21 protein-coding genes are annotated in these 24,313 nt (G+C 67.1%); 1 reads left to right on the forward strand and 20 read right to left on the reverse strand.

Annotation, left to right across the window (positions count from 1 at the left end; all coding sequences use genetic code 11):
- Positions 1-40 precede the first annotated feature (40 nt).
- From ACV4UZ_RS04615 to ACV4UZ_RS04645, 7 genes are all read right to left on the reverse strand, one after another.
- Positions 41-637 (reverse strand): GNAT family N-acetyltransferase, encoded by a 597-nt coding sequence (locus ACV4UZ_RS04615; protein ID WP_491599745.1) that lies wholly within the window; start codon positions 635-637, stop codon positions 41-43.
- 109 nt (positions 638-746) lie between these two features.
- Complete coding sequence (gene rodA / locus ACV4UZ_RS04620; RefSeq protein WP_491599746.1) at positions 747-1,910, reverse strand: rod shape-determining protein RodA; 1,164 nt, start codon at positions 1,908-1,910, stop codon at positions 747-749.
- Positions 1,910-3,793: a penicillin-binding protein 2 gene (gene mrdA / locus ACV4UZ_RS04625; RefSeq protein WP_491599747.1), complete on the reverse strand. Its 1,884-nt coding sequence runs from the start codon at positions 3,791-3,793 to the stop codon at positions 1,910-1,912. Before mrdA ends, rodA begins: the two co-directional genes overlap by 1 nt.
- Before the next feature lie 2 nt (positions 3,794-3,795).
- On the reverse strand, positions 3,796-4,311 hold the full coding sequence (gene mreD / locus ACV4UZ_RS04630) for a rod shape-determining protein MreD (RefSeq protein WP_491599748.1): 516 nt from the start codon (positions 4,309-4,311) through the stop codon (positions 3,796-3,798).
- Positions 4,308-5,201 (reverse strand): rod shape-determining protein MreC, encoded by an 894-nt coding sequence (gene mreC / locus ACV4UZ_RS04635; RefSeq protein WP_491599749.1) that lies wholly within the window; start codon positions 5,199-5,201, stop codon positions 4,308-4,310. The genes mreD and mreC overlap by 4 nt, the downstream gene beginning before the upstream one ends.
- A 167-nt stretch (positions 5,202-5,368) precedes the next feature.
- Complete coding sequence (locus ACV4UZ_RS04640; protein ID WP_008618978.1) at positions 5,369-6,409, reverse strand: rod shape-determining protein; 1,041 nt, start codon at positions 6,407-6,409, stop codon at positions 5,369-5,371.
- A 58-nt stretch (positions 6,410-6,467) separates the two neighbouring features.
- Positions 6,468-8,012 (reverse strand): 2-isopropylmalate synthase, encoded by a 1,545-nt coding sequence (locus ACV4UZ_RS04645; RefSeq protein ID WP_491599750.1) that lies wholly within the window; start codon positions 8,010-8,012, stop codon positions 6,468-6,470.
- A 346-nt stretch (positions 8,013-8,358) separates the two neighbouring features.
- Between ACV4UZ_RS04645 and ACV4UZ_RS04650 the strand changes: the two genes are divergently transcribed.
- Positions 8,359-9,567: a hypothetical protein gene (locus ACV4UZ_RS04650; protein ID WP_491599792.1), complete on the forward strand. Its 1,209-nt coding sequence runs from the start codon at positions 8,359-8,361 to the stop codon at positions 9,565-9,567.
- Between the two features lie 68 nt (positions 9,568-9,635).
- Here the strand turns inward: ACV4UZ_RS04650 and ACV4UZ_RS04655 are convergent, their stop codons facing one another.
- The 13 genes from ACV4UZ_RS04655 to ACV4UZ_RS04715 form a co-directional block, all read right to left on the reverse strand.
- On the reverse strand, positions 9,636-11,969 hold the full coding sequence (locus ACV4UZ_RS04655) for a tetratricopeptide repeat protein (RefSeq protein WP_491599751.1): 2,334 nt from the start codon (positions 11,967-11,969) through the stop codon (positions 9,636-9,638).
- Positions 11,970-12,045: 76 nt separating this feature from the next.
- Entirely contained in the window at positions 12,046-12,306 is a 261-nt protein-coding gene (locus ACV4UZ_RS04660; RefSeq protein WP_491599752.1) for a hypothetical protein, read from the reverse strand.
- A 404-nt stretch (positions 12,307-12,710) separates the two neighbouring features.
- A complete protein-coding gene (ilvC, locus tag ACV4UZ_RS04665; RefSeq protein ID WP_491599753.1) occupies positions 12,711-13,730 on the reverse strand; it encodes a ketol-acid reductoisomerase in 1,020 nt (339 codons plus the stop codon).
- 54 nt (positions 13,731-13,784) lie between these two features.
- A complete protein-coding gene (ilvN, locus tag ACV4UZ_RS04670) occupies positions 13,785-14,300 on the reverse strand; it encodes an acetolactate synthase small subunit (RefSeq protein WP_491599754.1) in 516 nt (171 codons plus the stop codon).
- 14 nt (positions 14,301-14,314) lie between these two features.
- A complete protein-coding gene (locus ACV4UZ_RS04675) occupies positions 14,315-16,081 on the reverse strand; it encodes an acetolactate synthase 3 large subunit (RefSeq protein WP_491599755.1) in 1,767 nt (588 codons plus the stop codon).
- Positions 16,082-16,177: 96 nt separating this feature from the next.
- The gene (miaA, locus tag ACV4UZ_RS04680; RefSeq protein ID WP_491599756.1) at positions 16,178-17,116 is read right to left on the reverse strand and encodes a tRNA (adenosine(37)-N6)-dimethylallyltransferase MiaA; all 939 of its coding nucleotides are present in this window, start codon (positions 17,114-17,116) and stop codon (positions 16,178-16,180) included.
- Positions 17,113-17,445, reverse strand: a complete 333-nt coding sequence (locus ACV4UZ_RS04685) for a HepT-like ribonuclease domain-containing protein (protein ID WP_491599757.1) — start codon at positions 17,443-17,445, stop codon at positions 17,113-17,115. The genes miaA and ACV4UZ_RS04685 overlap by 4 nt, the downstream gene beginning before the upstream one ends.
- Entirely contained in the window at positions 17,442-17,735 is a 294-nt protein-coding gene (locus tag ACV4UZ_RS04690; protein ID WP_491599758.1) for a nucleotidyltransferase family protein, read from the reverse strand. Before ACV4UZ_RS04690 ends, ACV4UZ_RS04685 begins: the two co-directional genes overlap by 4 nt.
- Positions 17,736-17,755: 20 nt before the next feature.
- Positions 17,756-18,895: an NnrS family protein gene (locus ACV4UZ_RS04695; RefSeq protein ID WP_491599759.1), complete on the reverse strand. Its 1,140-nt coding sequence runs from the start codon at positions 18,893-18,895 to the stop codon at positions 17,756-17,758.
- Positions 18,896-18,898: 3 nt separating this feature from the next.
- Positions 18,899-19,522 (reverse strand): hypothetical protein, encoded by a 624-nt coding sequence (locus ACV4UZ_RS04700; RefSeq protein ID WP_491599760.1) that lies wholly within the window; start codon positions 19,520-19,522, stop codon positions 18,899-18,901.
- A 159-nt stretch (positions 19,523-19,681) separates the two neighbouring features.
- The gene (locus ACV4UZ_RS04705) at positions 19,682-23,137 is read right to left on the reverse strand and encodes a hypothetical protein (RefSeq protein WP_491599761.1); all 3,456 of its coding nucleotides are present in this window, start codon (positions 23,135-23,137) and stop codon (positions 19,682-19,684) included.
- Positions 23,138-23,191: 54 nt separating this feature from the next.
- Entirely contained in the window at positions 23,192-23,791 is a 600-nt protein-coding gene (locus ACV4UZ_RS04710) for a protein phosphatase CheZ (RefSeq protein ID WP_491599762.1), read from the reverse strand.
- 61 nt (positions 23,792-23,852) lie between these two features.
- On the reverse strand, positions 23,853-24,239 hold the full coding sequence (locus ACV4UZ_RS04715) for a response regulator (RefSeq protein WP_068436653.1): 387 nt from the start codon (positions 24,237-24,239) through the stop codon (positions 23,853-23,855).
- Positions 24,240-24,313 lie beyond the last annotated feature (74 nt).

Genomic DNA, 24,313 nt, shown 5'->3' on the forward strand with positions numbered 1-24,313 from the left:
TGCGAATGACTCGCAATTTGTATCCTGGAGCCTCTCCCTGTCAAGCGCTCTTCGCCAATCCCGTGGCTTCCAGCAATGGCTCGACCGCCGAGTTTCCCACCAGCATGGTACTGTAGGAATCCATCATCTCGGCCCAGTCGTGGAACACCGCGAACAGGCCCGTGCTGATTTCCTCGGTTACCGTCACCGGATCGGGGGGCGGCAATTCCAGGAAGGCTTCGGCCTCGCCGCCTTCGAAATGCACCTGCATGCCGCTGCGCCGCGCCAGGGCGACCATGGAGCGGTTGTCCGACAGGCAAAGGGTGTAAAGCTTCTCGGCCCGGCGGTTGCGGGCGAAGGCGGCCGCCTGCCGCAGCAGCTTGGAACCGATGCCGTCGGTGCGGTGGCCTTCGTCGACGCTGACCCCGACCTCGGCCAGCGAACCGGTCAGGGCCACATGGGCGGCCCCCACCAATTCGTCCCCGGCGAAGGCGGCGAGGATCAGGTCTCCCACCCCGATGGCCGCGACATAATCGTCGATCACCTGGTCCGATACGCCAGAGCGGGCGAAGCGCAGGCGGCGGTCCTCGGCCGACAGCCGCTTCAGATGGGCGGCATAGGCGGAACGCTCGTGAATGTAGAGTCTGCGGATCAGCATGGCCGACCTCCATCAAATGGTCTTACCATGAGATGGGATGTTTATGCTGCAGTGCAACATAAACTTATGTGCGGGGAGCGCATGGGGCCATGCGGAAGGGCCGCCGCCGTCAGTCCTCGCCCATGCCGCGGCGCGAGATGGGGATGTCGCGGTGGATATAGGCGCTCATCACCAGTCCCCAGCCCAGCAGCAGCGACAGCATGGCCGTGCCGCCATAGGAGATCAGCGGCAGCGGCACGCCGACCACCGGCACCAGGCCCATCACCATGGCGGTGTTGATGAAGAAGTACAGGAAGAAGGTGGTGGCGATGCCGTGGGCCACCAGGCGTCCGAACTGCGAGCGGCAGCGGATGGCGATGGCGTAGCCGTAGGCCAGCAGCAGGGCATAGAGCCCAAGCAGCACCAGCCCGCCCATCATCCCCCATTCCTCGGCGAACATGGTGAAGATGAAGTCGGTCTGCTTCTCGGGCAGGAAGTTGAGGCGGCTTTGCGTCCCCATCATGTAGCCCTTGCCGAACACGCCGCCCGAACCCAGCGCGATCTTGGACTGGGTGATGTGGTAGCCGGCGCCCAGGGGGTCGTTCTCGGGATTGAGGAAGACCAGGACCCGCTTCTTCTGGTATTCGCGCAGGAACTGCCAGGCCACCGGAATGGCCGCCAGGGCGCCGGCGATCACCACCACGAACTTCCAGATGCGCACCCCGGCCATGAAGAACAGGGCTCCCGACGACATGATCAGCATCAGGGCGGTGCCGAGATCGGGCTGCTTCAGCACCAGGGTGGCGGGGGCGAAGACCATGATCATCGGCGGAATGAGGAACAGGGGGCGGCCGATTTCCTGCTGTCCCGCGCCGTGGAAATAGCGGGCCAGCGACAGGATCAGGGCGATCTTCATGATCTCGGAGGGCTGCAGCTGGATGAAGCCCAGGTCGATCCAGCGCTGGGCGCCCATGCCGATGGTGCCCTTCAGTTCCACCAGCACCAGCAGCACGAAGGCGATGGCGTAGAAGGTATAGGCGTGGCGCATCCAGAAGCGCAGATCGATCATGGCGACGGTGATCATCAGCCCGATGCCGACGGCGAAGCGGACCATCTGCTTGATGGCCCAGGGCTCCAGCGAGCCTTGGGCGGCCGAATACAGGGTGGCGAAGCCCACCGAGGCGATGGCGGTCAGCACGGCGATCAGCGACCAGTTGATCTGCCAGATCTTGTCGCGCATGGACATTTCGGTGCGGTTGAGGCGCGACGGCGTGCGCGGCAGCGGCCTCAGCATCAGAATCTCCTCAGGTCGGGAGCCATGGAACCGCCGCCCGAATCGGCCGCGATGCGGGCCATGTCGCGCTTTTGCACCTCGATCATGATGTCGCGGGCGATGGGGGCGGCCATCCCCGAACCGCTGCCGCCGTGCTCGACGATCACCGCGATGGAATAGCGCGGGTTCTCCTCGGGGGCATAGGCCACGAACAGGGCGTGGTCGCGCTCCTTCCAGGGCAGTTGCTCGTTCTTCTTCACCCCGGTCTCGCGTTCGCGCATGGTGATGCGGCGCACCTGGGCGGAACCGGTCTTGCCCGACAGCCACATGCCTTCCTGGGTGATGCGGGCCTTGTAGGCGGTGCCGCCCGGCTCGTTGGACACCGCGAACATGCCCTTCCTGATCAGGGCCAGGGATTGCCGCGACACGTCCAGGCTGGGCCAGGCGGGAGCGGCACGGCCCTTGGCGGTCTTCTCGGTGATCTGGTCGCGGGCCACGTGGGGCACCACGGCGAAGCCGCCATTGGCGATGCGCGCCGTCATGGTGGCGAGCTGCATGGCGGTGGCGGTGACGTAACCCTGGCCGATGGCGTTGATCAGGGTCTCGCCCGGGTGCCAGGGCTGCTTCAGCGCCGCTCTCTTCCACGCCTTGTTGGGGATGATTCCCGACTTCTCGCCGGGCAGGTCGACGCCGGTCGGGGCGCCCAGGCCGAATTTCTTGGCCATCTCGGCGATCTTCTCGTAGCCGACGCGGCGAGCGATCTCATAGAAGTAGACGTCGCAGGAATTCTTGATGCCGTTGACCAGATCCTGCGCGCCGTGGCCTTCCTTCTTCCAGCAATGGAACTTGATGCTGCCCAGCTGGGTGTGGCCCGAGCAGAACACCCGCATCTCCGGGGTGATGTCGCGGGCTTCCAGCGCGGCCAGCGCGGTCAGCATCTTGAAGGTGGAGCCGGGCGCGAAGGTGCCGCCGATGGCCTTGTTGGTCAGCGGCGAGCGGGGATTGGTGGACAGATCCTTCCATTCCTCGCTGGACAGTCCGCGATTGAAGGAATTGGGATCGAAGCTGGGGGTCGATGCCATCACCAGCACGTCGCCGGTGTGGATGTCCATCACCACCACGGCGGCGCTCTCGTCGCCCAGGCGCTGGGCGGCGTATTCCTGCAGCTTCATGTCCAGCGTCAGGTTGAGGTCGATGCCGGGCTCGCCCTCCTTGCGTTCCAGTTCGCGGATGACGCGGCCCACCGAATTGACTTCCAGCGTCGAGGTGCCGTGGCGACCGCGCAGCGCCATGTCGTAGATGCGTTCCACGCCGCCCTTGCCGATGCGGAAGCCCGGCAGCTCCTCCAGCGGGTCGCCGGTCAGCTCGCTCTCGGACACCGCCGAGACGTAGCCCAGGATGTGGGCGCCCAGGCTTTCCAGGGGGTAGTAGCGGCTTTGGCCGACGTCGATCACCACGCCGGGCAGGTCGGCGGCGTTGACCTCGACGCGCGCCACTTCCTCCCAGGTCAGGTTCTCGCGCACGCTCAAGGGCACGAAGCTCCGGCGCCGGCGCACTTCCTTGTGGATGCGGGCGCGGTCGCCGTCGCCGATGGTGATGATTCGGGCCAGGGCGTCCAGGGTGTAATCCAGCGACGGCGTCTGCTCGGCCACCACCATGACGCGGTAATTGTGCTGGTTGACCGCCATGGCGATGCCGTTGCGGTCGAGGATCAGGCCGCGCGGCGGCGCCAGCAGGCGGGTGCTGATGCGGTTGTCCTCGGCCTGGACGGCGTACTTGTCCGCCTCCATGACCTGCAGGTAGTACATGCGCGCCGCCAGGGCCCCCATCAGGGTCGCCTTGCCCCCGGCCAGCATCATGGCCCGGCGCGAGAACAGCTTGGAGCGGTCGTTGTCGTGGTACATGGCTACACGTCGCGCAGGAAGGCCAGCTGCGTCCGGGCCAGGGTCCAGGTCAGCAGCGGGAACAGGGCCAGCGTCATCATGTACTCGAACACCACCGGGGTGATGTCCAGCGGGCGGCCCTTGATGAACGACAGCAGCAGCCAGGCCATGCCGATGGCGCCGGCGGTCAGCAGGCCGAAGGCCCACCAGGTGACGGCGAAGGACTTGCCCAGGAAGAACTTGCGCTGCGAGGCGGCCGTACCCTGGACCAGCAGCAGCACCAAAGCGTTCACCCCCAGGGGCGTGCCGGCGACGATGTCGTAAAGCAGGCCGATGACGAAGGCCAGCCAGGCCGGCAGCAGGTCGGGGCGGTAGATGGCCCAGTAATAGACCCCCATCAGCGGCAGCATGGGCGCGATGCCGGAAAAGCCGGGGATGTGGGTGGGGATGGCGGTGAGAAGGAGCAGGAACACGGTGATGCCGAAGGGGACCGAGTGACGGACCCAGGTGTCCATCTTCACCCAGACCGAGGGCTTCACTCCTCCTTCTCCTTTCCCCGGCGGCGGCGCTCGGGCGGCGGCGGGCGCTCGAACGGCAGGATGCCGCCCAGTCCGTAATCCACAACCGAGACGAATTCCAGGCGATGGCGCTGGACGAAGGGCTCCACCCGGACGATGCCGTCGCTCACCGACGACACCACGCCAACCGGAATGCCGGGCGGGAAGGCGCCGCCCGACGCGGCGGTGACCACCCGGTCGCCCACCGAGATGGTCGGGCTGCCGGTGATGTAGTTCAGGCGCGGCCGCTGGCTGTTGTCGCCGGTGAGGATGGCCCGGGTGCGGGTGGCTTCCAGCATGACCGGCGTGCGGGCGTTGATGTCGGTGATCAGCAGCAGCCGCGACGAGCGGGCGCCCACCTCGGCCACGTGGCCGGCCAGGGCTTCGCCGGTCAGCACCGCCTGGCCCTTGCGCACTCCGTCCTTGGCGCCGGCGCCCAGCAGCATGCTCTGGCCGAAGGCCGAGCCCATGTCGCCGATCACCCGGGCGGTGACGAAGGCGGGGTCGGGGTCGGGGACGAAGTTCAGCTGGTCGTGAAGGACGGTGTTCTCGGCTTCCAGGCGCCGGGCCACCGTCTGCCAGTGCATCAGCTTGGCGTTCTCTTCCTTGAGCCGGGCGTTCTCGGTCCGGAGATTGGCCAGTTCGTGGAAATTCTCGGTGATCTGGGCGATGGTCGCGGCGGGGCGCGCCATGGCGTCCAGGATGGGGGCGATGGCGTCGGCGACCAGGGCGCGGGTGCGCTCGATCAGGACGATGTCGGCCTTGCCCAGGATCATCAGGGCCACCGAGGCCACGATCAGCGACAGGAACGCGAAGCGCTGGGCCAGCAGCCTTAACGTCGCGAGCCGACCTGCCGCACCCGACTGCTTCACCGAACCCCTCCGTTCCTCCGCGCGCCCCCGGCACAAAGGGGAAAGCGTCGGGTCGATACTACTATATCTAGTGTGCGTAAAACCACCAATTAAGATGGTCCCGCCCAAAGAATCCCAGGGATTCAAAGCCCGCCCTCCCGGCCTTTCGGCGGGGGGCGGGCCGTCAATTAGTACATGCTGGTCAGCACGTTCTTCAGCTTGGGCATTTCTTCCAGGGCGCGGCCGGTGCCCAGCGCCACGCAGGACAGTGGGTCGTCGGCGATGGAGACCGGCAGGCCGGTGGCATGGCGCAGGACGTAGTCCAGGTTGGACAGCAGGGCGCCGCCGCCGGTGAGCACGATGCCCTTGTCGACGATGTCGGCGGCCAGTTCCGGCGCGGTGTGCTCCAGGGCGACCTTGACCGCCTCGATGATGGCGCCCACCGGCTCGGCCAGGGATTCGGCGATCTGGCGTTCCGAGATGATCAGCTCCTTGGGCACGCCGTTCATCAGGTCGCGGCCCTTGATCTCCATGGTGCGGCCCTCGCCGTCCTCGGGAGGGCAGGCGGAGCCGATTTCCTTCTTGATGCGCTCGGCCGAGCCTTCGCCCACCAGAAGGTTATGGTTGCGGCGGATATAGGCGATGATCGCCTCGTCCATCTTGTCGCCGCCGACGCGCACCGAGCGGGAATAGACGATGCCGCCCAGCGAGAGGACCGCCACCTCGGTGGTGCCGCCGCCGATGTCCACCACCATGGAGCCGGTGGGTTCGGTGACGGGCAGGCCGGCGCCGATGGCCGCCGCCATGGGTTCCTCGATCAGGAAGACGCGGCGCGCGCCGGCGCTTTCCGCCGATTCCTGGATGGCGCGGCGCTCGACGGCGGTGGAGCCCGACGGCACGCAGACGATGACCAGCGGGCTGGCGAAGGAGCGGCGGTTGTGCACCTTGCGGATGAAGTGCTTGATCATCTCTTCCGCCACCTCGAAATCGGCGATGACGCCGTCGCGAAGCGGGCGGATGGCCTGGATGTAGCCCGGGGTGCGGCCCAGCATCATCTTGGCTTCGTCGCCGACGGCCAGGACCTTCTTCTTGCCCTTTTCCTCGGCGATGGCGACCACCGACGGTTCATTGAGGACGATCCCTCGACCCTTGACGTAGACCAGCGTATTGGCGGTCCCGAGATCGATCGCCATGTCGGCGGACATCCAACCCGTCAGCTTCGAAAACATAATACCTCGCTCACCGTACGATGCATTTTCAGGGGCCCCAGCCGCGGGCGTGCTTTTATCACGCCCCGGCGGCGTCGGGGGCGGTTTTTTGCCGCTTGACCAGAAGTTTGTTCAGCGCGTTGACATAGGCCCGCGCCGAAGCGACCAAAGTATCGGTCTCGGCGCCCTGGCCGTTGACGGACTTGCCGTCCTCTTCCAGGCGCACGGTCACCTCGGCCTGGGCGTCGGTGCCTTGCGTCACCGCGCTCACCTGATAGAGCTGCAGCTTCACCTCGTGGGGGAACAGCGCCTTGATGGCGTTGAAGGTGGCGTCCACCGGACCGTCGCCGGTGGCGCGCACGCTCTTGACCACGCCGTCCACCGACAGCTCCAGCTCGGCCGAGGGCGGCTGGTGCTTGGTGCCGCACAGCACTTCCAGCGAGACCAGCTTCAGCCGGTCGTTGCCGCGCACCACCGCGTCGTCCACCAGGGCGACGATGTCCTCGTCGAACACGTCCTTCTTGCGGTCGGCCAGATCCTTGAAGCGGGTGAAGGCGTCCTCCACCGCGTTGTCGCCCAGCTCGTAGCCCAGCTCCTTCAGCTTGGCCTTGAAGGCGGCGCGGCCGGAATGCTTGCCCATCACCAGGGACGAGCGGTGCAGGCCCACGGAGTCCGGGGTCATGATCTCGTAGGTCTGGGCGTGCTTCAGCACCCCGTCCTGATGGATGCCGGATTCGTGGGCGAAGGCGTTCTTGCCGACGATGGCCTTGTTGGGCTGCACCACGAAGCCGGTGATGGTCGAGACCAGGCGCGACGCCTTGGTGATGTTCTCGGTCTTGATGCCGGTCTTGAAGGGCAGCAGGTCGGGCCGGGTGCGGATCGCCATGACGATCTCTTCCATGGCGGCGTTGCCGGCGCGCTCGCCCAGGCCGTTGATGGTGCACTCGATCTGCCGCGCGCCCCGGCCCACGGCGGCCAGGGAATTGGCCACCGCCAGCCCCAGGTCGTTGTGGCAATGCACCGACAGGATGGCCTTGTCGATGTTGGGGACGCGGTCGATCAGCATGGCGATCAGGGCGGCGTATTCCTCGGGCACCGCATAGCCCACGGTGTCGGGAATGTTGATGGTGGTGGCGCCGGCCTTGATGGCGGCCTCGACGCAGCGACAGAGGAAGTCGTGTTCGGTGCGCGAGCCGTCCTCGGCCGACCATTCCACGTCGTCCACCAGATTGCGGGCATAGGCCACCGATTCGGCGACCTTCTCCAGCACCTTCTCCGGCTCCATCTGCAGCTTGTACTTCATGTGCAGCGGGCTGGTGGACAGGAAGGTGTGGATGCGGTGCCGCGGCGCCTTCTTCACCGCCTCGGCGCAGCGGTCGATATCGCCCCTGGTGGCGCGGGCCAGGCCGCAGATCACCGAGGACTTCACCGCCTTGGCCACCGCCTCCACCGCCTCGAAATCGCCGTTGGACGCGATGGGGAAGCCGGCCTCGATCACGTCGACGCCCATCTCCTCGAGGACCAGGGCGATGCGGACCTTCTCCTCCAGGTTCATGGAGGCGCCGGGCGATTGCTCGCCGTCACGCAGCGTGGTGTCGAAGATGATGACGCGGTTCTGGTCCATGCACTCGCTCTTGAACGGTTTGGCGCGACCCGGGCGCGCACGTCGAAGGAGGCGAGCACGGCCCGCCGGCAGCGGCCGGTGAAACATCGTCGTGAAACCCGTTTCACCGCGCCTATAGGAAGGCGATTTCGCGGCGCAATGTCAACAGTGATCGTGTGTCTAAATCGGGCGGAAAGGGACGGGCCGCTCCGGCTATCCGGTCAAGTTCGGACTCGTTCCAGGAAGGCCCCTAGCCACGCGGCACAAAAGCGGAATCTGTGTGCGGCCCCTCACAGTTCATACCCGACGGAAATACTAAGATGATTTCGGGATGGATGAATTGAGGAAGGGTCGGAGCCCGAACGTGATGCGTACCGTTTCTCCTCGGACCAATGCCGGCCGGAAGGCCCGCCAGGCCATCAACCAGACCCTGGCGGGGCCGGTGATGGCCAGGCTGGCGGACCTGGTCCCCGATCTGGCCTGGGCGCCGCGCGGGCGCGAACTGGAGACGGCCCTGCGCGACTGCGACCTGCTGCACCGCTGCTTCGTCGCCTTTCGCACCCATCGCTCCCACTTCCGGCAGTTGCTGGTGGACGGACGCAACCGCCCGGTGGACAACGACAACACGCCGCTGGCTTGCGGCCGCACCGTCAATCAGGTCATCGCCATGATCGTGCGCTCGGCGGCCAAGCGGCACTTCCGCGCCCGCCTGGATGGCGGCGGAGACGCCGGACGCCTGCGCCGCCCTGAAAGCGTGGGATGGAGCGGCATGCTGGGCTGGATGAACGCCCGGGCCGAGGAACACCGGCGCCCCCGCCGGGAAGGCTCGGCCGGCGACCGGCTCTACGACGCCATCCGCCGCTACCTGCTGCACGACTGGCAGGTGCCGATCATTCCGCAATACGCCCGCATGACGCCGCCGGAAGTGCGCGCGCTCGGCTCGCGCATCCTCGACTTCCGCGACGCCGCCGAGCTGGCCGCCTGGCTGGATGGCGACGAAGCGGCGCGGCGGATGCCCGCCGAATGGGTGGTCGAGCCGATTCATGCGACCCCTGTATCCGCCCCGGCGGCCAAGGCGCCGGTGGAGCCGGTGGTGGTCGCACCCGCCGCCATGCCCGCCGAGCCGGTGCAGGGCGCCGCCGCCTTGCCCGGCGCCGGTCTGACGGGCGACGGCCGTTCCCGTCTCAGTCAGGTGCTGTCCGACGATGGCCGCCTGATCCGCATGCAGAGTGTGGTGCCGCTGCTGACCACGCCCGAGCTGAAGGCGGCGCTGGGGCATCCGGGGCGCGAGGAACTGCGCCGCGCCGCCCGCTCGCTGGCCGTGACCGGATCGGGCACCGTGCGCCGCCTGGCGGTGGATTTTGGGCTCTCCCCCGAACAGATGACCGCCATGCTGGCCAAATCCGCCCTGCTGCTGCCGCCCGCCGTCTACGAGCGTATGTTCGGCCGCAAGGGCGAGCTGGTGCTGATCCTGGCCCTGATCGAGCGGGCACGCGCCGCCGGTCTGGACGCCCAGGCCTCCCCCGCCGCCTTCGCCGCCTTCGTGGAGGAACTGTTCGGACGGTTCGCCAAGTAGGGGTTAAAGGGAAAGGGGGCGAAGGGATTCATCCCTTCGCGCATCCCGGTCCCTGGAAAGGGGGCGGCCTACTTCCCCTTGGCCCGCATTTGGGCGAGGCGGCGTTCGGTGATCGCCAGGTCCTTATGCAATCCCGGATGACTGGGATTGGCCCGGGCGATGGCGCGGGCGATGGGCAGGCTCTTCTCGTACCAAGCGATGGCGGCGGCAAGATCACCCCGCCCTTCCGCCATGTCGCCGAGCTTCTCATAGCTGACGGAGAGGTCGCGTTGGGCCTGGGCACTGCCGGGATTGGCGGCGGCGAGGCGTTCGGCCACCGCCAGGGATTGCTCGAAGCGTGTCCGGGCGGCCTTGAGGTCGCCGCCCTCTTGCGCCACATCGCCGAGCTTGTTGTAGCTGACGGAGAGGTCGCGTTGGGCCTGGGCACTGCCGGGATTGGCGGCGGCGAGGCGTTCGTGCACCGCCAGGGATTGCTCGAAGCGGGATTGGGCGGCCTTGAGGTCGCCGCCCTCTTGCGCCACGTCGCCGAGCTTCTCATAGCTGACGGAGAGGTCTCGTTGGGCCTCGGCGCTGCCGGGATTGGCGGCGGCGAGGCGTTCGCGCACCGCCAGGGATTGCTCGAAGCGGGAGCGGGCTGCCTCGAGGTTGCCGCCTTCCCGCGCCACGTCGCCGAGCTTGTCGTAGCTGACGGAGAGGTCGCGTTGGGCCTGGGCGCTGCCGGGATTGGCGGCGGCGAGGCGTTCGCGCACCGCCAGGGATTGCTCGAAGCGGGAGCGGGCGGCCTCGAGGTCGCCGCCTTCCCGCGCCACGTCGCCGAGCTTCTCGTAGCTGATGGAGAGGTCGCGTTGGGCCTGGGCACTGCCGGGATTGGCGGCGGCGAGGCGTTCGGCCACCGCCAGGGATTGTTCGAAGCGGGAGCGGGCGGCCCCGAGGTCGCCGCCTTCCCGCGCCACGTCGCCGAGCTTCTCGTAGCTGACGGAGAGGTCGCGTTGGGCCTGGGCGCTGCCGGGATTGGCGGCGGCGAGGCGTTCGCGCACCGCCAGGGATTGTTCGAAGCGGGAGCGGGCGGCCTCGATGTTGCCGCCTTCCCGCGCCACGTCGCCGAGCTTGTTGTAGCTGACGGAGAGGTCGCGTTGGGCCTGGGCGCTGCCGGGATTGGCGGCGGCGAGGCGTTCGGCCACCGCCAGGGATTGCTCGAAGCGGGCTTGGGCGGCTTTGAGGTCGCCGCCCTCCCGCGCCACGTCGCCAAGCTTGATGTAGCTGACGGAAAGATCGCGCTGAGCCTCGGTGCTGGTGGGATTGGCAGCGGCGAGGCGTTCGTCGACCGCCAGCCCCTGCTCGAAGCGGGCTTGGGCAGCCTTGAGGTCACCACTTTCCCGCGCTACATCACCGAGATTTGTGTAGGTGACGGAGAGGTCGCGTTGGGCCTGGGTGCTGGCGGGATTGTCGGTGGCGAGGCGTTCGGCCACCGCCAAGGCCTGCTCAAAGCGGGCTTGGGCGGCTTTGAGGTCGCCGCCCTCCCGTGCCACGTCGCCGAGCTTATTGTATGTGACTGCGAGGTCGCGCTGGGCCTCGGTACTGGTGGGACTGGCGTTGACGAGATGTAGGACGAGGTCCAGTGCCGATTGATAGCGGGTGCTGGCCGCCTTCAGGTTCCCGGCGGCGACGAGCAGATCGCCCAAGTCATTGTGGGCGATGTGCCTTTCCCGATCCGTGGCGGCCGCCTTCTCTCCGGCCGCCGCCGCCGCCAGGGCGCCCTTCAGGTCGCCCGCTTCGTGTCGTAGGCGGGAGAGTTGCAGGGCGGTCTTGAAGTCGTCTGGTTGTAGGGCGAAGGCCCGTTCGTAGGCGGCTAGCGATTTGGCGGTGTCGATGCCGAGGACCAGATTGCCGATGCGGCGCCAGCGTCCTGCCGCTTCGCCGGTGTGGGATTCCGCTTCCTTTTCCAGGATGGCGATAGCCTCGGGAATCTTGCCCTCGGCCAGGGCTTTGGCAGCGGGACCTTGTTCCGTGGCGATGGCCTTGGCAGCTTCGTCCTGGAGGTTTTGGGCATCGGCGGGAAGTGGGGGGGCGCCCTTGGCGGCTCGCTCGGCGGCCAGAATCGCCTTGATCTCAGCCAGTTCAGCCGCGACCTTCCTGACATCGACGACCTTCGCCGTCTGCTCATTCTCGTATTTCTGGCGGTCGAACAGCCACAGATAGCCGGCCTGAATGCTTTCCCGGTTCCAGGCGGCCAAGGCCACGGCGGCGAGGAGCAGAAGCAGGACGATGATCCAGTTGGGCAGGCGATTGCCGAGATGTTTGGCCGGTTCGGGAAGCCAATTGATGAAGAGGGCGCGGAGCAGGGCGACGCCCTTTTCCCGCCATCCGCCCGTGGCCGGCGGTGTGCCTTGTCCACTATCCATCAAAGAGAGCCCCCGCCATCCAGATCGAATCAAGGTTAGGCGGTCGAGCCCGTGATGGCAACGTCTTTTGAGGGAATTATAATTTCAACGATATCGCTCGATCGTTCATTGGTGTGGCGATAGGCATTCTTTCCCCGGGAAGGATGGATTTTCCCCTGACCCCGCCCCACTCCCGCCAGGGGAGGGAGAGCAAGACGGGGGTGATGGCCAAAGCGCCCCATGGGGGAATGTCGGGGATATAGGGTTTCAGCGGATCGGGAATGCGCTCGTGAATCAACTCGCGCAGAACTTGATCCAGGCGAAACAGCCAGACGAAACCGGTCAAGACCCAGTCCATATCCCCCCATCCGCCTATCCTAGAGTGTCCGATTTAGGTGGAAGCAGCGGTTCTCCCGTCGTCCCGGGCTTGACCCGGGACCCAGGAGTCACAAACGACAGCTGTTGAAGCGCCTCCCCCTGGATCCCGGCTCAAGGCCGGGATGACGAAGAGGTGTTGCCGACTCAACCTGGGTCGGACCGACTTTAGGCGGTGGGGCGGCGGGTGGCAACATCCGATGCGGGAAAAATAACGAAGAGGGATGCGCGAAGGGATGAATCCCTTCGCAAGGGTATTTCCTTGGCCCCCTCACCCTTACCCCCTCCCACGAGGGGAGAGGGGACATGAAAAAGCCCCGGCGGTGTCCCGCCGGGGCCTTCTCGTCTGAAAGATCCTTCGGCATTGCCTCAGGATGACGCTTCGCGTCAGTTCTTGGCCTTGTCCACCAGCTTGTTCTTGGCGATCCAGGGCATCATGGCGCGCAGCTTCTCGCCCACCACCTCGATGCCGTGCTCGGCCTGGATGCGGCGGGTGGCCTTGAAGGAGGGCTGGCCGGCCTTGCATTCCAGCATCCAGTCGCGGACGAAGCGGCCGGCCTGGATGTCTTCCAGGACGCGCTTCATCTCGGCCTTGGTCTCTTCGGTGATGATGCGCGGGCCAGTGACGTAGTCGCCGTACTCGGCGGTGTTGGAGATGGAGTAGCGCATGTTGGCGATGCCGCCCTCGTAGATCAGGTCGACGATCAGCTTCACCTCGTGCAGGCACTCGAAATAGGCCATCTCGGGGGCGTAGCCGGCTTCCACCAGGGTCTCGAAGCCGTACTGGATCAGCTTGGTCAGGCCGCCGCACAGCACCACCTGCTCGCCGAACAGGTCGGTCTCGCACTCTTCGCGGAAGCTGGTCTCGATGATGCCCGAACGGCCGCCGCCGATGGCGGAAGCGTAGGACAGGGCGATCTCGAGCGCGTTGCCCGAGGCGTTCTGGGCCACCGCCACCAGGCAGGGCACGCCGCCGCCCTTCAGGTACTCGCCGCGCACGGTGTGGCCGGGGCCCTTGGGGGCGACCATGAACACGTCGAGATCGGCGCGGGCCTCGATCAGCTTGAAGTGGATGTTCAGGCCGTGGGCGAACACCAGCGAGGCGCCCTGCTTCAGGTTGGGGGCCAGGTCGTTGTAATACAGCTCGGCCTGCAGCTCGTCGGGGGTGAGGATCATCACCACGTCGCCCCACTTGGCGGCGTCGGCGGGGGTCATGACCTTCAGGCCCTCGCCCTCGGCCTTCTTGGCGGTGGCGGAGCCGGCGCGCAGCGCCACGGCCACGTCCTTGACGCCGGAATCGCGCAGGTTCAGCGCATGGGCATGGCCCTGGGAGCCGTAGCCCACCACCACCACCTTCTTGCCCTTGATCAGATTGACGTCGGCGTCACGGTCGTAATAAACGCGCATGTTGCTTCCTTTCGAAAGGCGGAGAGGCCTCCGCGCAAAATTCTGGCGGGCTTTCTAAATCGGATTCGGCCCGCGCGCAATGGCGACGACACCGGTGCGCGACACGTCGGTGAGGCCGAGGGGCTCCATCAGCTTGATGAAGGCGTCCACCTTCTCGGTGGCGCCCACCACCTCGAAGACGAAGCTTTCATTGGTGGAATCGATGGCGCGCGCCCGGAAGATGTCGGCGATGCGCAGGGATTCCACCCGCTTGTCGCCGGTGGAGACCACCTTGATCAGGGCCAGTTCGCGCGAGACGTGGGGGCCTTCGATGGTCAGGTCGTGAACCTTGTGCACCGGCACCAGGCGGCGCAGCTGGTTCTTGATCTGCTCGATGATCATGGCGGTGCCGGAGGTCACGATGGTGATGCGCGACAGCTTCTGGGCGGCGTCCACCTCGGCCACGGTCAGGCTTTCGATGTTGTAGCCCCGGCCCGAGAACAGGCCGATGACCCGGGCCAGCACGCCGGATTCGTTGTCCACCAGGACGGCGACGGTGTGGCGATTGATTTCTTGGATGGCGTTGGACACTTCTCAAATCCCCCTTACACCAGAACCATGCCGTCTTGTTCCGAGCCCGGCTTGTCGCGGCCCTTGTCCTCCGGCCCCAGCACCATCTCGTTGTGGGCCATGCCGGGCATGATCATGGGGAAGACGTTTTCCGAGGCGTCGGTGCGCATCTCCAGGATCACCGGGCGATCGACGGCGATCATCTCCTTGATGGCGCCGTCCACCTCGGAGGGCTTCTCGGCGCGCAGGCCCACGGCGCCGAACGCCTCGGCCAGCTTGACGAAGTCCGGGTGGTGGATCATGTGGCTCTCGGAATAGCGGCCGCCGTGGATCAGTTCCTGCCACTGGCGGACCATGCCGAGATACTGGTTGTTGAGAATGACGATCTTCACCGGCAGGCGGTGCTGCACCAGGGTGGCCATCTCCTGGATGTTCATCTGGATGGAGGCCTCGCCGGCGATGTTGATGACCAGCGCGTCGGGGTGGGCCATCTGCACGCCCATGGCGCTGGGAAGGCCATAGCCCATGGTGCCCAGCCCGCCCGAGGTCAGCCAGTGCAGCGGCAGGTCGAAGCGCAGGTGCTGCGCCGCCCACATCTGATGCTGCCCCACCTCGGTGCAGAAATAGGGATTGCGGTGCCGCGTCATCTCGTACAGCCGCTGGATGGCGTATTGCGGCTTGATGATCTTGTTGGAATTCTCGAAGGACAGGCAGTCGGTGGCCCGCCACTGGTCGATCTTGGCCCACCAGGCCTTCAGCGCCTTCTCGTCGACGCGGGCCTGCTTGGCCTTCCACACCTTGATCATGTCTTCCAGCACGTGGGCGCAGTCGCCGACGATGGGCAGGTCGACCGCCACGTTCTTGTTGATGGAGCTGGGGTCGATGTCCACGTGGATCTTCTTCGACTTGGGCGAAAAGCCCTCCAGCTTGCCGGTGACGCGGTCGTCGAAGCGGGCGCCGATGTTGATCATCAGGTCGCAATCGTGCATGGCCATGTTGGCCTCGACCGTGCCGTGCATGCCCAGCATGCCCAGGAACAGCGGGTCCGAGCCCGGGAAGGCGCCCAGGCCCATCAGGGTCAGCGTGCAGGGATAGCCGGTCATGCGCACGAACTGGGTCAGCAGCTGACAGGCGGCCGGGCCGGAATTCACCACGCCGCCACCCACGTAGAAGATGGGGCGCTTGGCGTGGGCGATCATCTCGACCGCCTTCTCGATGGCCTTCAGGTCGCCCTTGACCTGGGGCTTGTACTTGGGCTTGACCTTGGACGGCGTCTGGTACTCGCCCTTGGCCTGGACCACGTCCTTGGGCAGGTCGATCAGCACCGGGCCGGGGCGGCCCGAGCGGGCCACGTGGAAGGCCTCGTGCACGGTCCGGGCCAGGTCGTTGACGTCCTTGACCAGATAATTGTGCTTGGTGCACGGCCGGGTGATGCCGGTGATGTCGGCTTCCTGGAAGGCGTCGTTGCCGATCAGGTGGGTGGGCACCTGTCCCGTCAGGCAGACCAGCGGCACCGAATCGCACAGGGCGTCGGCCAGGCCGGTCACCGCGTTGGTGGCGCCGGGGCCCGAGGTCACCAGCACGCAGCCCACCTTGCCGGTGGAGCGGGCATAGCCCTCGGCGGCGTGCACGGCGGCCTGCTCGTGGCGGACCAGCACGTGGCGCAGGCGGTTCTGCTTGAACAGCTCGTCATAGATGGGCAATACGGCGCCGCCGGGATACCCGAAAATGACCTCTACGCCCTGGTCGACCAGGGCCTTGAGGAGGATTTCCGCTCCGGTCAACGTATCGTGATGCACCATCTCAGCACCTTGTCTGTAAGTCGTTGTCGCCCACCGAACGGGCAGGCAAGCGCGCTGCTGCACTGCGGCGCGGGCGGACAACCTAGCGGCATGTCTTCAAGCGGTCAAGAGGTGTTGGCGAATTTTCAGAAAGATTGTGGCTTTTAAACTTTCCGAAAATTGCTCGGCGATGGTGATCGACGCATTCAATTGATGGCGGAACCATGTTCCCTGGCGCTTGGCGTAGTTGCGGGTGGATTGCTGCGCGGCGGCGATGGCGGCGTCCAGGTCCATCTCGCCCGCCAGATGGGCGGCCAGCTCGCGCCGCCCCAGGGCCTTGGCGATGGGCAGGTCGGGGGGCAGGCGCAGGGCTTCGAAGGCGCGCACCTCGTCCAGGGCGCCCGCCGCCATCATGGCGCGGAAGCGGACGTCGCACTGGGCGTAGAGGCGGGGGCGCTCGGGGTCGAGGACCAGGGAGAACCAGCTTGCGTCCACGCCACCTTCGCGGGGCTCGTCCTGCCATTGGGCCAGGGAGCGCCCGGTGGCTTCCAGCACCTCCCAGGCCCGTGCCAGACGCTGGGAATTGCCGGGATCGAGGCGGGCCGCCATCTCGGGGTCGCGCTTGGCCAGCAGGTTGTGAAAGGCGGTGTTGCCCATTTCGGCCAGCCGGGCGCGGGCGGCGGCGCGGATGTCCTCGGGGATGTCGGGAATGGGCGACAGCCCCTCCATCACCGCCCGCAGATACAGCCCGGTGCCCCCCGTCAGGATGGGCAGCTTGCCTGCAGCCCAGGCGGCTTCCATCTCCACCGCGGCCAACGCGCCCCAACGGGCCGCCGAACAGAGTTCCGAAGGCTGCAGCGCGGCGTAAAGCCGGTGCGGCACCTGGGCCATGTCCTCGTCCGACGGCCGGGCGGTGAGCAACGGCAGGGCGTCGTAGACCTGCATGGAATCGGCGTTGATCACCACGCCGCCGAATTCACGGGCGATGGCCAGGGCAAGACCCGACTTGCCCGACGCGGTGGGGCCGGCGATGACCAAAGCGGGGCGGTGAATCATGACTCGGACAGCAGGCTCAGGACATGGGCCTCGAGGGCGGGAAGGTCATCGACGATGATTCGCCAGACCAGGGCGGGCCGCACATCCATGTACTGATGGGCAAGGAAGCTGCGGAGCGCCTTGATCTCCTGCCATGCGATCGGGCTGCTTTCCCGGAGTTCCGTTGAAAGGCGTCCTCCGGCCTCGCCCACGATCTCGAACTTGCGCATGACGGCGTCCTGGTGAAGGGAGGACGCCATGAAGGCCGCTTCGCCGATAACGGTGTATTGCCGGATCAGCGCGACTGCATCGCGGATATGGATCAGATAGGTGCGATCTCGCGGATTCACAGCGGTCTCGCCTCGCTCAGGACTTCGTCGCGGATCACGTAATGCAGGCTTTCGTCATCGACCACGTCCACCTTGCGCCCCAGCAGGCTGCCCAGCTGATCCCACAAGCGGACCATGTCCAGCAGCGAGCGGCCGTCCTCCATATGGACCAGCAGGTCGATGTCGCTGTCGTCGCGGTCGTCGCCGCGTGCCACCGAGCCGGACACCCGCACGTTCGTCGCTCCGTGCTGGGCGGCAAGGCGCAGGATCTCCTCGCGCTTTTCTTCCAGCAGGGTGCGGGCCGATGCCATTCAGAGTCCTCCGGCACCGATTATAGCGCAGGCGGCGGCTTTCTCCACCGCCTTGCCATGCTCCTCGCCACCAGGGCGAAGGCGAGCGACCACAGCGCCATGGAGGCGGGGATCAGCAGGTCGGGGGCCAGCGAGGCGGCGGCGCGCAAATCGGCGGCGGCCACCAGCAGCACGGCGCAGGGGATGGCGGCGCGCGGCCATTGGCCCACCCGGCGCTCGCGGATGGCGTCGATGCGCAGCATCATGGCCGCCGTCACCAGTCCCATGCCGCCCATGGTGGCCAGATGCAGGGCGTCGGTGGCCGGCCCGATGCCCAGCCAGTCCGAGGCGGCGGCGGCCATCAGCCCGACGCACAGCAGGAAGTGACCCACCTGGATGGGGCCCAGCGAGGCATCGCCCAGGGACAGGACCGGCCGCCAGCACCGCTGGCGCCACAATCCGGCCGCGCCGGCCAGGGCCATGGCCCCGAAGGTGGCCAGCCCCAGGGCCTGGGCCAGGGCCTCGGCGCCCATGCCGAGGACGCACAGCCATTCCGCCCAGGGCCGGTTGCGGTCGAACAGCTCGCGCGCCTCTTCCTTGCGCACCAGACCGGCCATGCCGGCGGGAATGACGCGTCCCCCCATGACCAGGATCATCAGCGCCACCAGGCAGAAGGCGGTCATCACGCCGCGCCGCTCGCCGCCGTCGAGCAGCCCCATGCGGCCGGCCTGGTACAGGGCCTCGGCGATGGCGAAGGCGGCGATGGTCGGCGCGAACACCATGTTGTGGCCCAGCTTGGCGGCCCTGAGGAAGGGCCAGCCGCCGAAGGCGAACAGCAGGACGGGATAGGCCAGCGAGGCGATCAGCCCGGCCTCGCCGCCCAATCCGCTCCAGGCGGCGACGCGGGCCGCCGCCCAGGCCAGCAGGGCGAGGATCAGGCGGGTGCGGCTGACCTTGGTGAAGAGATAGCCGCCCAGCACCGCCGCCGCGAAGCCCAGCAGCATCTCGTGGGCATGGCGGGCGACGGGGTCGCATCCGGCGCAGCCGGGCAGCAAGCCGGCCCATTCCGCCACCCACAGGGGCACGGCGAGGGCGGCGTAGAGACTGGCGGCCAGGAAGAACGGCCGGTGCGCCCTGGGGAAGCGGCCCGAGCGGGCCAGGGGGGCGGACTCCCCGGCCATGGCCTACTTCCAGGCGGGGATGGGGCCCAGGCCGCGCATCCACTCTTCCGCCGCCTTGGGGTGGGGATCGCGGAAGCCGGCGCCGGCCAGCCGGGCCAGACTGGGCGAGGTCAGCAATTCATCCAGCGGCTTCTTCAGGCACTGGGCATAACCCGGTCCCAGATCGGCGTCGTAATCGACCTTCATGGGGGAATCCCAGCGCGCCACGAAATTACCCAGGGGAATGCCGTCGGCGGTCCAGGCGTCGATGCCGCAGCCCAGCTTCAGGGTGCCCTCCAGCTTGCTCCAGCCCGGCCGGCCGGTCAGGCGCACCACGATGTGGGGGCGAATGGACGGGTCGTTGACCGCCACCTGCCGAAAGCCCTTGGCCAGCAGGGTCTGGGCGGTCTCGACCAGGATGCGGCCTTCAGGGACCTTGGTTTCCTCGGCCTGGAAGCGGGTGATCTGGATGCTGAGCTTCCGCTTCAGGTCGTTTTCGCCCATGTAGATCATCACGCGGGCGTTGAAGGGCAGCGCCACGCCGGGCACCGGGGCGGGATCGACGTTCGCCGCCGGGGGCAGGCCCGACGAGCAGCCCGCCAGCAAAAGCGCCGCCAGGGCGCCACCGATCCAACCGCAACGCGCCATGTTCAAGAATCCTCTGCTAGAACGTCGAGTGTTTAATCGGAAACAGTCTGTCACCCTGAGGCCTTGCCGAAGGGTCTTTCTCCGGCAACCATAGCCGCTTGCGGCTGAAAGATCCTTCGCGATGCTCAGGATGACAATTCATGTTCAACGCACGCTGATCTAATTGATGGACGACAGGCCCTGGGCCTTCACCCGCTTCTGCCACTCGCCCATGAAGGTCTGGAAGTCCTGGGCCTGCTTGATCTTATCACCCAGGCGGCGGTAGTCGATGATGCCGCGTTCGGGTTCGCTGGTCAGCAGGTCGAAGGCCTCCTTCCATTCGGTCTGGGCCATCAGCGCGCCGTAATTGCGCCGCAGCCGGGTCAGGCCGCGTTCGTCCCGGGCCAGGGTCATGGCGGTGGCGGTGTCGAGCAGGCGCCGGGCGGTGGCCGGGTCCAGCGGACGGTTGCCGATGGGCTTGACGATGGTGGATTCCAGGGCGGCGGCGGCCTCGGGCCAGCGCTTGAGCTTCCAGTTGATGTCGCCCCGCAGCCGGTTGGCCTCCTCGCCCTGGTCGTTGATGATCAGGGCCAGCGCCTCGGCCGAGCGGCCGAGATCGGTCAGCGCCTGCACCCGGATGTAGCGCCGCCGCGCCGCCAGATCGGCGGGAATCTCCGGCGCCTCGCTGGCCTCGAGCGCTTCCAGCGCAAGGCCGGGCTTGCGGTCGGACAGGTTGAGGAAGGCCAGACGGGTGCCCACCCGGGCCTTTTCCAGTCCCGACAGGCGGAACTCCACCTGATGGCGCAGCAATTCGCCCGCCCGCTCCAGCAGATCCACGCCGGCCAGCCGGTCGGCCAGGCGGCGGATCATCTCGTCGCCCTTGGTGCCCGACGGGGTCAGTTCCTGGAACTCGTCGTACAGGCCGATGGCCACCACGGGGGCCAGCTTGTCGGCCTCGCCCATCAGGAACAGGCGGTTGAAGGTGTCGCTCATCTCGTCCTGCACCTTGGCGATTTCCGGGTGCTCGGGATAATTGGCGACCAGGGAGTGCATGGACCGCAGCCCCTCGCCATAGCGGCCGGCGGCGATCTGCAGCTGGCCCAGGCGCTTCAGCAGCTGGAACTCGAAATCCTCGCCGCGCCAGGCGAAGCGCAGCCTCTCCAGGTCGCGGATGGCCTCGGCCGGGGTCATCTTATTCAGGCGCAGCATCAGCTCGACGCGGTCGCGGGCGGCGTAGGCGCGGTCGGGGCGGCTTTCGCTGGCCTCGGCGTCGCGGTAGCGGGAAATGGCGGTATCCCACTGCTTGCCCGCCTGGGCGGCCATGCCCGACAGATAGGCCAGCTTGCCGATGTCGCGCCTGGACAGGCCGGGACCCATCATGGCATCGACGATGCGCGCCGCCCCCTTGGAATCGCCGGCCTGGGCCACGGTGCGCGCCGCCACCTCGCCGATGCCGATCCGCAGGTTGCGCGGCCAGCCCTTGATGTCGTCGGGGGCCAGGCGCAGGACCAAAGCGTGCTTGTTGGGCTCGGGCAGCGAGCGGGCCGAGGCGGCGGCCAGGAACAGCTGCACCCTGGCGTCGCCCTTCAGCGCCGGGGTGGACAGATCGACGATGGCGTCGGCGTCGCGGCCCATCAGGAAGCTGGCGGCGCCGCGCACCGCGCGGTAGGGGGGGGTGTCGACGATCAGCGGGTCCACCGCCGCCATCACCCTGAGCTCGCCCAGCGCCTCGGCGCCGAAGCCGTTGGCGACGTAATGCCGCGCGATCTCCATGCGCTGGGCGTTCTTCTCGTCGGGCCGCACATGGGCCAGCCGGCTGATCAGCTTGCGGTGGTCGTCAACGAACTTGTCGTTGCCGCCGCGCATCCACTTGGAAATGTCCAGGGGGCCGGTGGCCATCACGTCGGCGCCCACGTTGCCGTCGGTGGCGACCTTGCCGCCGCCGGCTCCTTCGGCGGCCAGCATGGGCGACAGATAGAGGCCGCCGGGCTGGGTGATCTCCACTCCGTCGCGGTTGGTGTCCAGGCGCACGGTGTCGGCGCGGGGAATCATGGCGACGCCCTGGGCCGAGGGCAGCAGCTCGGCGCCGGGATATTCGCGGCCCTGGCGCACGCCGGCGCCGATGGCGGGAACGGTGACCACATGGATGGAATCGCCCACTTCCGGATCCCTCAGGATCATGGGCTGCGAGCCGTCGGCGGCCTTGATCACGATGCGGCCGCGTTCCTGGAAATCCATCTGGGTGGCGACGTCGAAGCCCGCCTTGGGGGCGATGGGCTGCTCGCTGATGTCGAGGACCCACAGCTGACCTTCCTTGCGCACCGAGGGATTGAAGCCCGGTCGGGTGATCATGCGCACGGCGGTGCCCTTGAAGCCCTGCACCTGCTCCACGTGCAGCACCACGTCGCCGCCGGTGCGCTTCAGCAGCTTGGCGTCCATCTCGGCCTTCAGGTCGAACACCGCCCACAGCCAACCGGCGCGGCGGAACACCGCGGCGCCCACCGGCTTGTCGAAGGAAAAGCCCAGGCTGACCACCTTGCCGGTGGGGACCGGCCTGATTTCGTCACCGGGGCGGGGGGCGCCTTCACCTTCGGCGGCAGCCTGGGGGGCGGCCTGTGCCTTGCCGTTGCCGTTAGGCTTGGCCGGAGCGGCGGCCTCGGCCGGGGGAAGGCCGTCCAGCGGCTTGAGCGCCGGGGGCTGCTCCTGGGTGCCGGGAGCGGGGGCGAGCGGCGGCGCGGCGGCGCCGTTGGCCCGCGGCGGCGGCGGCGCCCCGGCCGGGCGCACCAGATCCACCGCGACGCGCGGGCCGTTGGTGAAATGGCGGACCCGCATGCCCTGGGGCAGCGACAGGATCACCGAGGTGCCCTTGCCGTTGGGCCTGGCTTCCAGGAAGCCGACGTCGGGGGGCAGCGACGCCCGAAGCGAGGTGGCGTTGACGTTGGCCGGGCGGTCGAAGTTGATGGAGACGGTGGCGCCGGCCTCGTCCACCGAATAGCCGACCGGCTTTGGCCAGTCGAAGACCAGACGGTTGAAGCCGGTATGCTCGCCGCCCCGGACCATCAGGTCGGTGGCCGGGCCCTGGGGCTGGGCGGGGGGGAGGGGCTTTGGAGGGTCGGGGGCCTTGGCCGGTTCGGGGGGCTTGGCGGCGGTGTCCCTGCCCTTGGCCGGGGCCTCGGCCGGGGGGATCTCGGCCGGGGGAATGGCCTGTTCCGGCGGCGGCGGCGGGGCAGAGGACGAGGCGGGCTTCTTGTCCTCGGACAGGTCGACCACCACGGAATGGGTGCCGGTCTGGAAGCTCTTCACCTGGACCGGCACGGCCAGGGGAAAGGTGACCATCTTGCGGTCGGGCGACAGGGTGACGCCCTTGAGATAGCGGGCCAGGGGCTTCAGCACCACCTTGGGGTCGCCGGCGATGGGCCGGTCGAAGCGGACGATCAGCTGGCTGTTGACCGTTTCGGCCGAGAACTTCACCGGGGAATCCCAGTCGAACACCATGCGGCCGAAGCCGTCATGCTCGGCGGCGCGCGGCGAGCTTTGCGCCGCCACGGGAGCCGCCCGGCCGAAGGCCAGGGCGATCAGGACGAGAAGGATGACGAACGCGCGTGGAATGCGGCAGCCGGAATCGCTCGCGCTCACCGGCGCTTTCTCTGGCCGTCCGGTCGGGGCTTGCTCGGCAGCCTTCATGGAAGGCTAGTCGAAGCTTGCCAGCAGCGCGTCGATTTCGGCCTGGTTGGTCGCGTTGCCGGGCAGCTGCGGGCCGTTGAGGAGGTCCTGGTCGGTCAGCGGCTTGGCTTCCTTCCTGGAGCCGTCGTCATAGGTGCCGCCGAACATCTTGACCAGGCCTTCGACCCGGTCCTCGATTTCCTTCAGCGCCTTGACCACCTTGGTGATGCGCTGGCCGGTGATGTCCTGGAAGGTGCAGGCCTCGAAGATGCGGGTGGTGATCTCGTCCAGGCGGTTGGCCACCTCCTGGTCGAGCATGGGCGCGAGCGAGCCCAGGCTTTCGGCCGCGTCCATGATCTCGTTGGTGGCGGCCTCGGTGGCGCCGACGATGGCGTCAAGCTCGTCGGTCGCCGAGGCGATGAACTCGTTCTTGATCTCGCCGGGCCGAAGCGCGGCGATCTCTTCCTTGGCGGCATGGATGTAGTTGGCCAGGGATTCAAGCTCGCGATAGAGCTGCAAATCCCCGGCGCCGATATCCCCCGTCATGGTCTCGAGCAGGGCCCGAACCACTTCTCCGATCTGATCGACATGAACGGTCTCGCCATGCTCGGCACGAATGGCGTCCAAGCGAAGCTCTAAATCGCGGTCAACGCCCTTCGCCGACATGGCTAAAGACCCCCCAAGGTCGTCAGAATTCGCCCAGCACGCTCACCATCTTGGTCTTCAACGTTTCGGCGTTGAAGGGCTTGACGATGTAGTTGGAGACGCCCGCTTCCTTGGCGGCGATGACGTTCTCCGACTTGGACTCGGCGGTCACCATGATGAAAGGAATCGGCTTCAGCTTGGCATCGGCGCGTACCTCGCGCAGAAGCTGCAGACCGGTCATGGGCTCCATGTTCCAGTCGGAAATCACCAGACCGTAATTGCCCACGCGAAGCATCTGCAGCGCCATGGCGCCATCGGTGGCCTCATCAACGTTGTTGAAACCCAGCTGCTTCAGCAGGTTTCGAATGATTCGCAACATCGTCTTGTAATCATCGACGATGAGGACGTTCATATTCTTATCGACAGCCATCCATCCGCTCCTTCGAGACACTAGCCGCCAGAAACCGAAAAAACCGGTAACCCACGAATTTTCCTAGTTAAGAT

This window comes from Paramagnetospirillum sp. (genome assembly GCF_058402745.1).

Coding starts and splice junctions, on each gene's coding strand:
- ACV4UZ_RS04615 (WP_491599745.1), bottom strand. CDS start 637: ATGCTGATCCGCAGACTCTACATTCACGAGCGTTCCGCCTATGCCGCC.
- rodA (WP_491599746.1), bottom strand. CDS start 1,910: ATGCTGAGGCCGCTGCCGCGCACGCCGTCGCGCCTCAACCGCACCGAA.
- mrdA (WP_491599747.1), bottom strand. CDS start 3,793: ATGTACCACGACAACGACCGCTCCAAGCTGTTCTCGCGCCGGGCCATG.
- ACV4UZ_RS04640 (WP_008618978.1), bottom strand. CDS start 6,409: ATGTTTTCGAAGCTGACGGGTTGGATGTCCGCCGACATGGCGATCGAT.
- ACV4UZ_RS04645 (WP_491599750.1), bottom strand. CDS start 8,012: ATGGACCAGAACCGCGTCATCATCTTCGACACCACGCTGCGTGACGGC.
- ACV4UZ_RS04650 (WP_491599792.1), top strand. CDS start 8,359: ATGCGTACCGTTTCTCCTCGGACCAATGCCGGCCGGAAGGCCCGCCAG.
- ACV4UZ_RS04655 (WP_491599751.1), bottom strand. CDS start 11,969: ATGGATAGTGGACAAGGCACACCGCCGGCCACGGGCGGATGGCGGGAA.
- ACV4UZ_RS04660 (WP_491599752.1), bottom strand. CDS start 12,306: ATGGACTGGGTCTTGACCGGTTTCGTCTGGCTGTTTCGCCTGGATCAA.
- ilvC (WP_491599753.1), bottom strand. CDS start 13,730: ATGCGCGTTTATTACGACCGTGACGCCGACGTCAATCTGATCAAGGGC.
- ACV4UZ_RS04675 (WP_491599755.1), bottom strand. CDS start 16,081: ATGGTGCATCACGATACGTTGACCGGAGCGGAAATCCTCCTCAAGGCC.
- miaA (WP_491599756.1), bottom strand. CDS start 17,116: ATGATTCACCGCCCCGCTTTGGTCATCGCCGGCCCCACCGCGTCGGGC.
- ACV4UZ_RS04690 (WP_491599758.1), bottom strand. CDS start 17,735: ATGGCATCGGCCCGCACCCTGCTGGAAGAAAAGCGCGAGGAGATCCTG.
- ACV4UZ_RS04695 (WP_491599759.1), bottom strand. CDS start 18,895: ATGGCCGGGGAGTCCGCCCCCCTGGCCCGCTCGGGCCGCTTCCCCAGG.
- ACV4UZ_RS04700 (WP_491599760.1), bottom strand. CDS start 19,522: ATGGCGCGTTGCGGTTGGATCGGTGGCGCCCTGGCGGCGCTTTTGCTG.
- ACV4UZ_RS04715 (WP_068436653.1), bottom strand. CDS start 24,239: ATGGCTGTCGATAAGAATATGAACGTCCTCATCGTCGATGATTACAAG.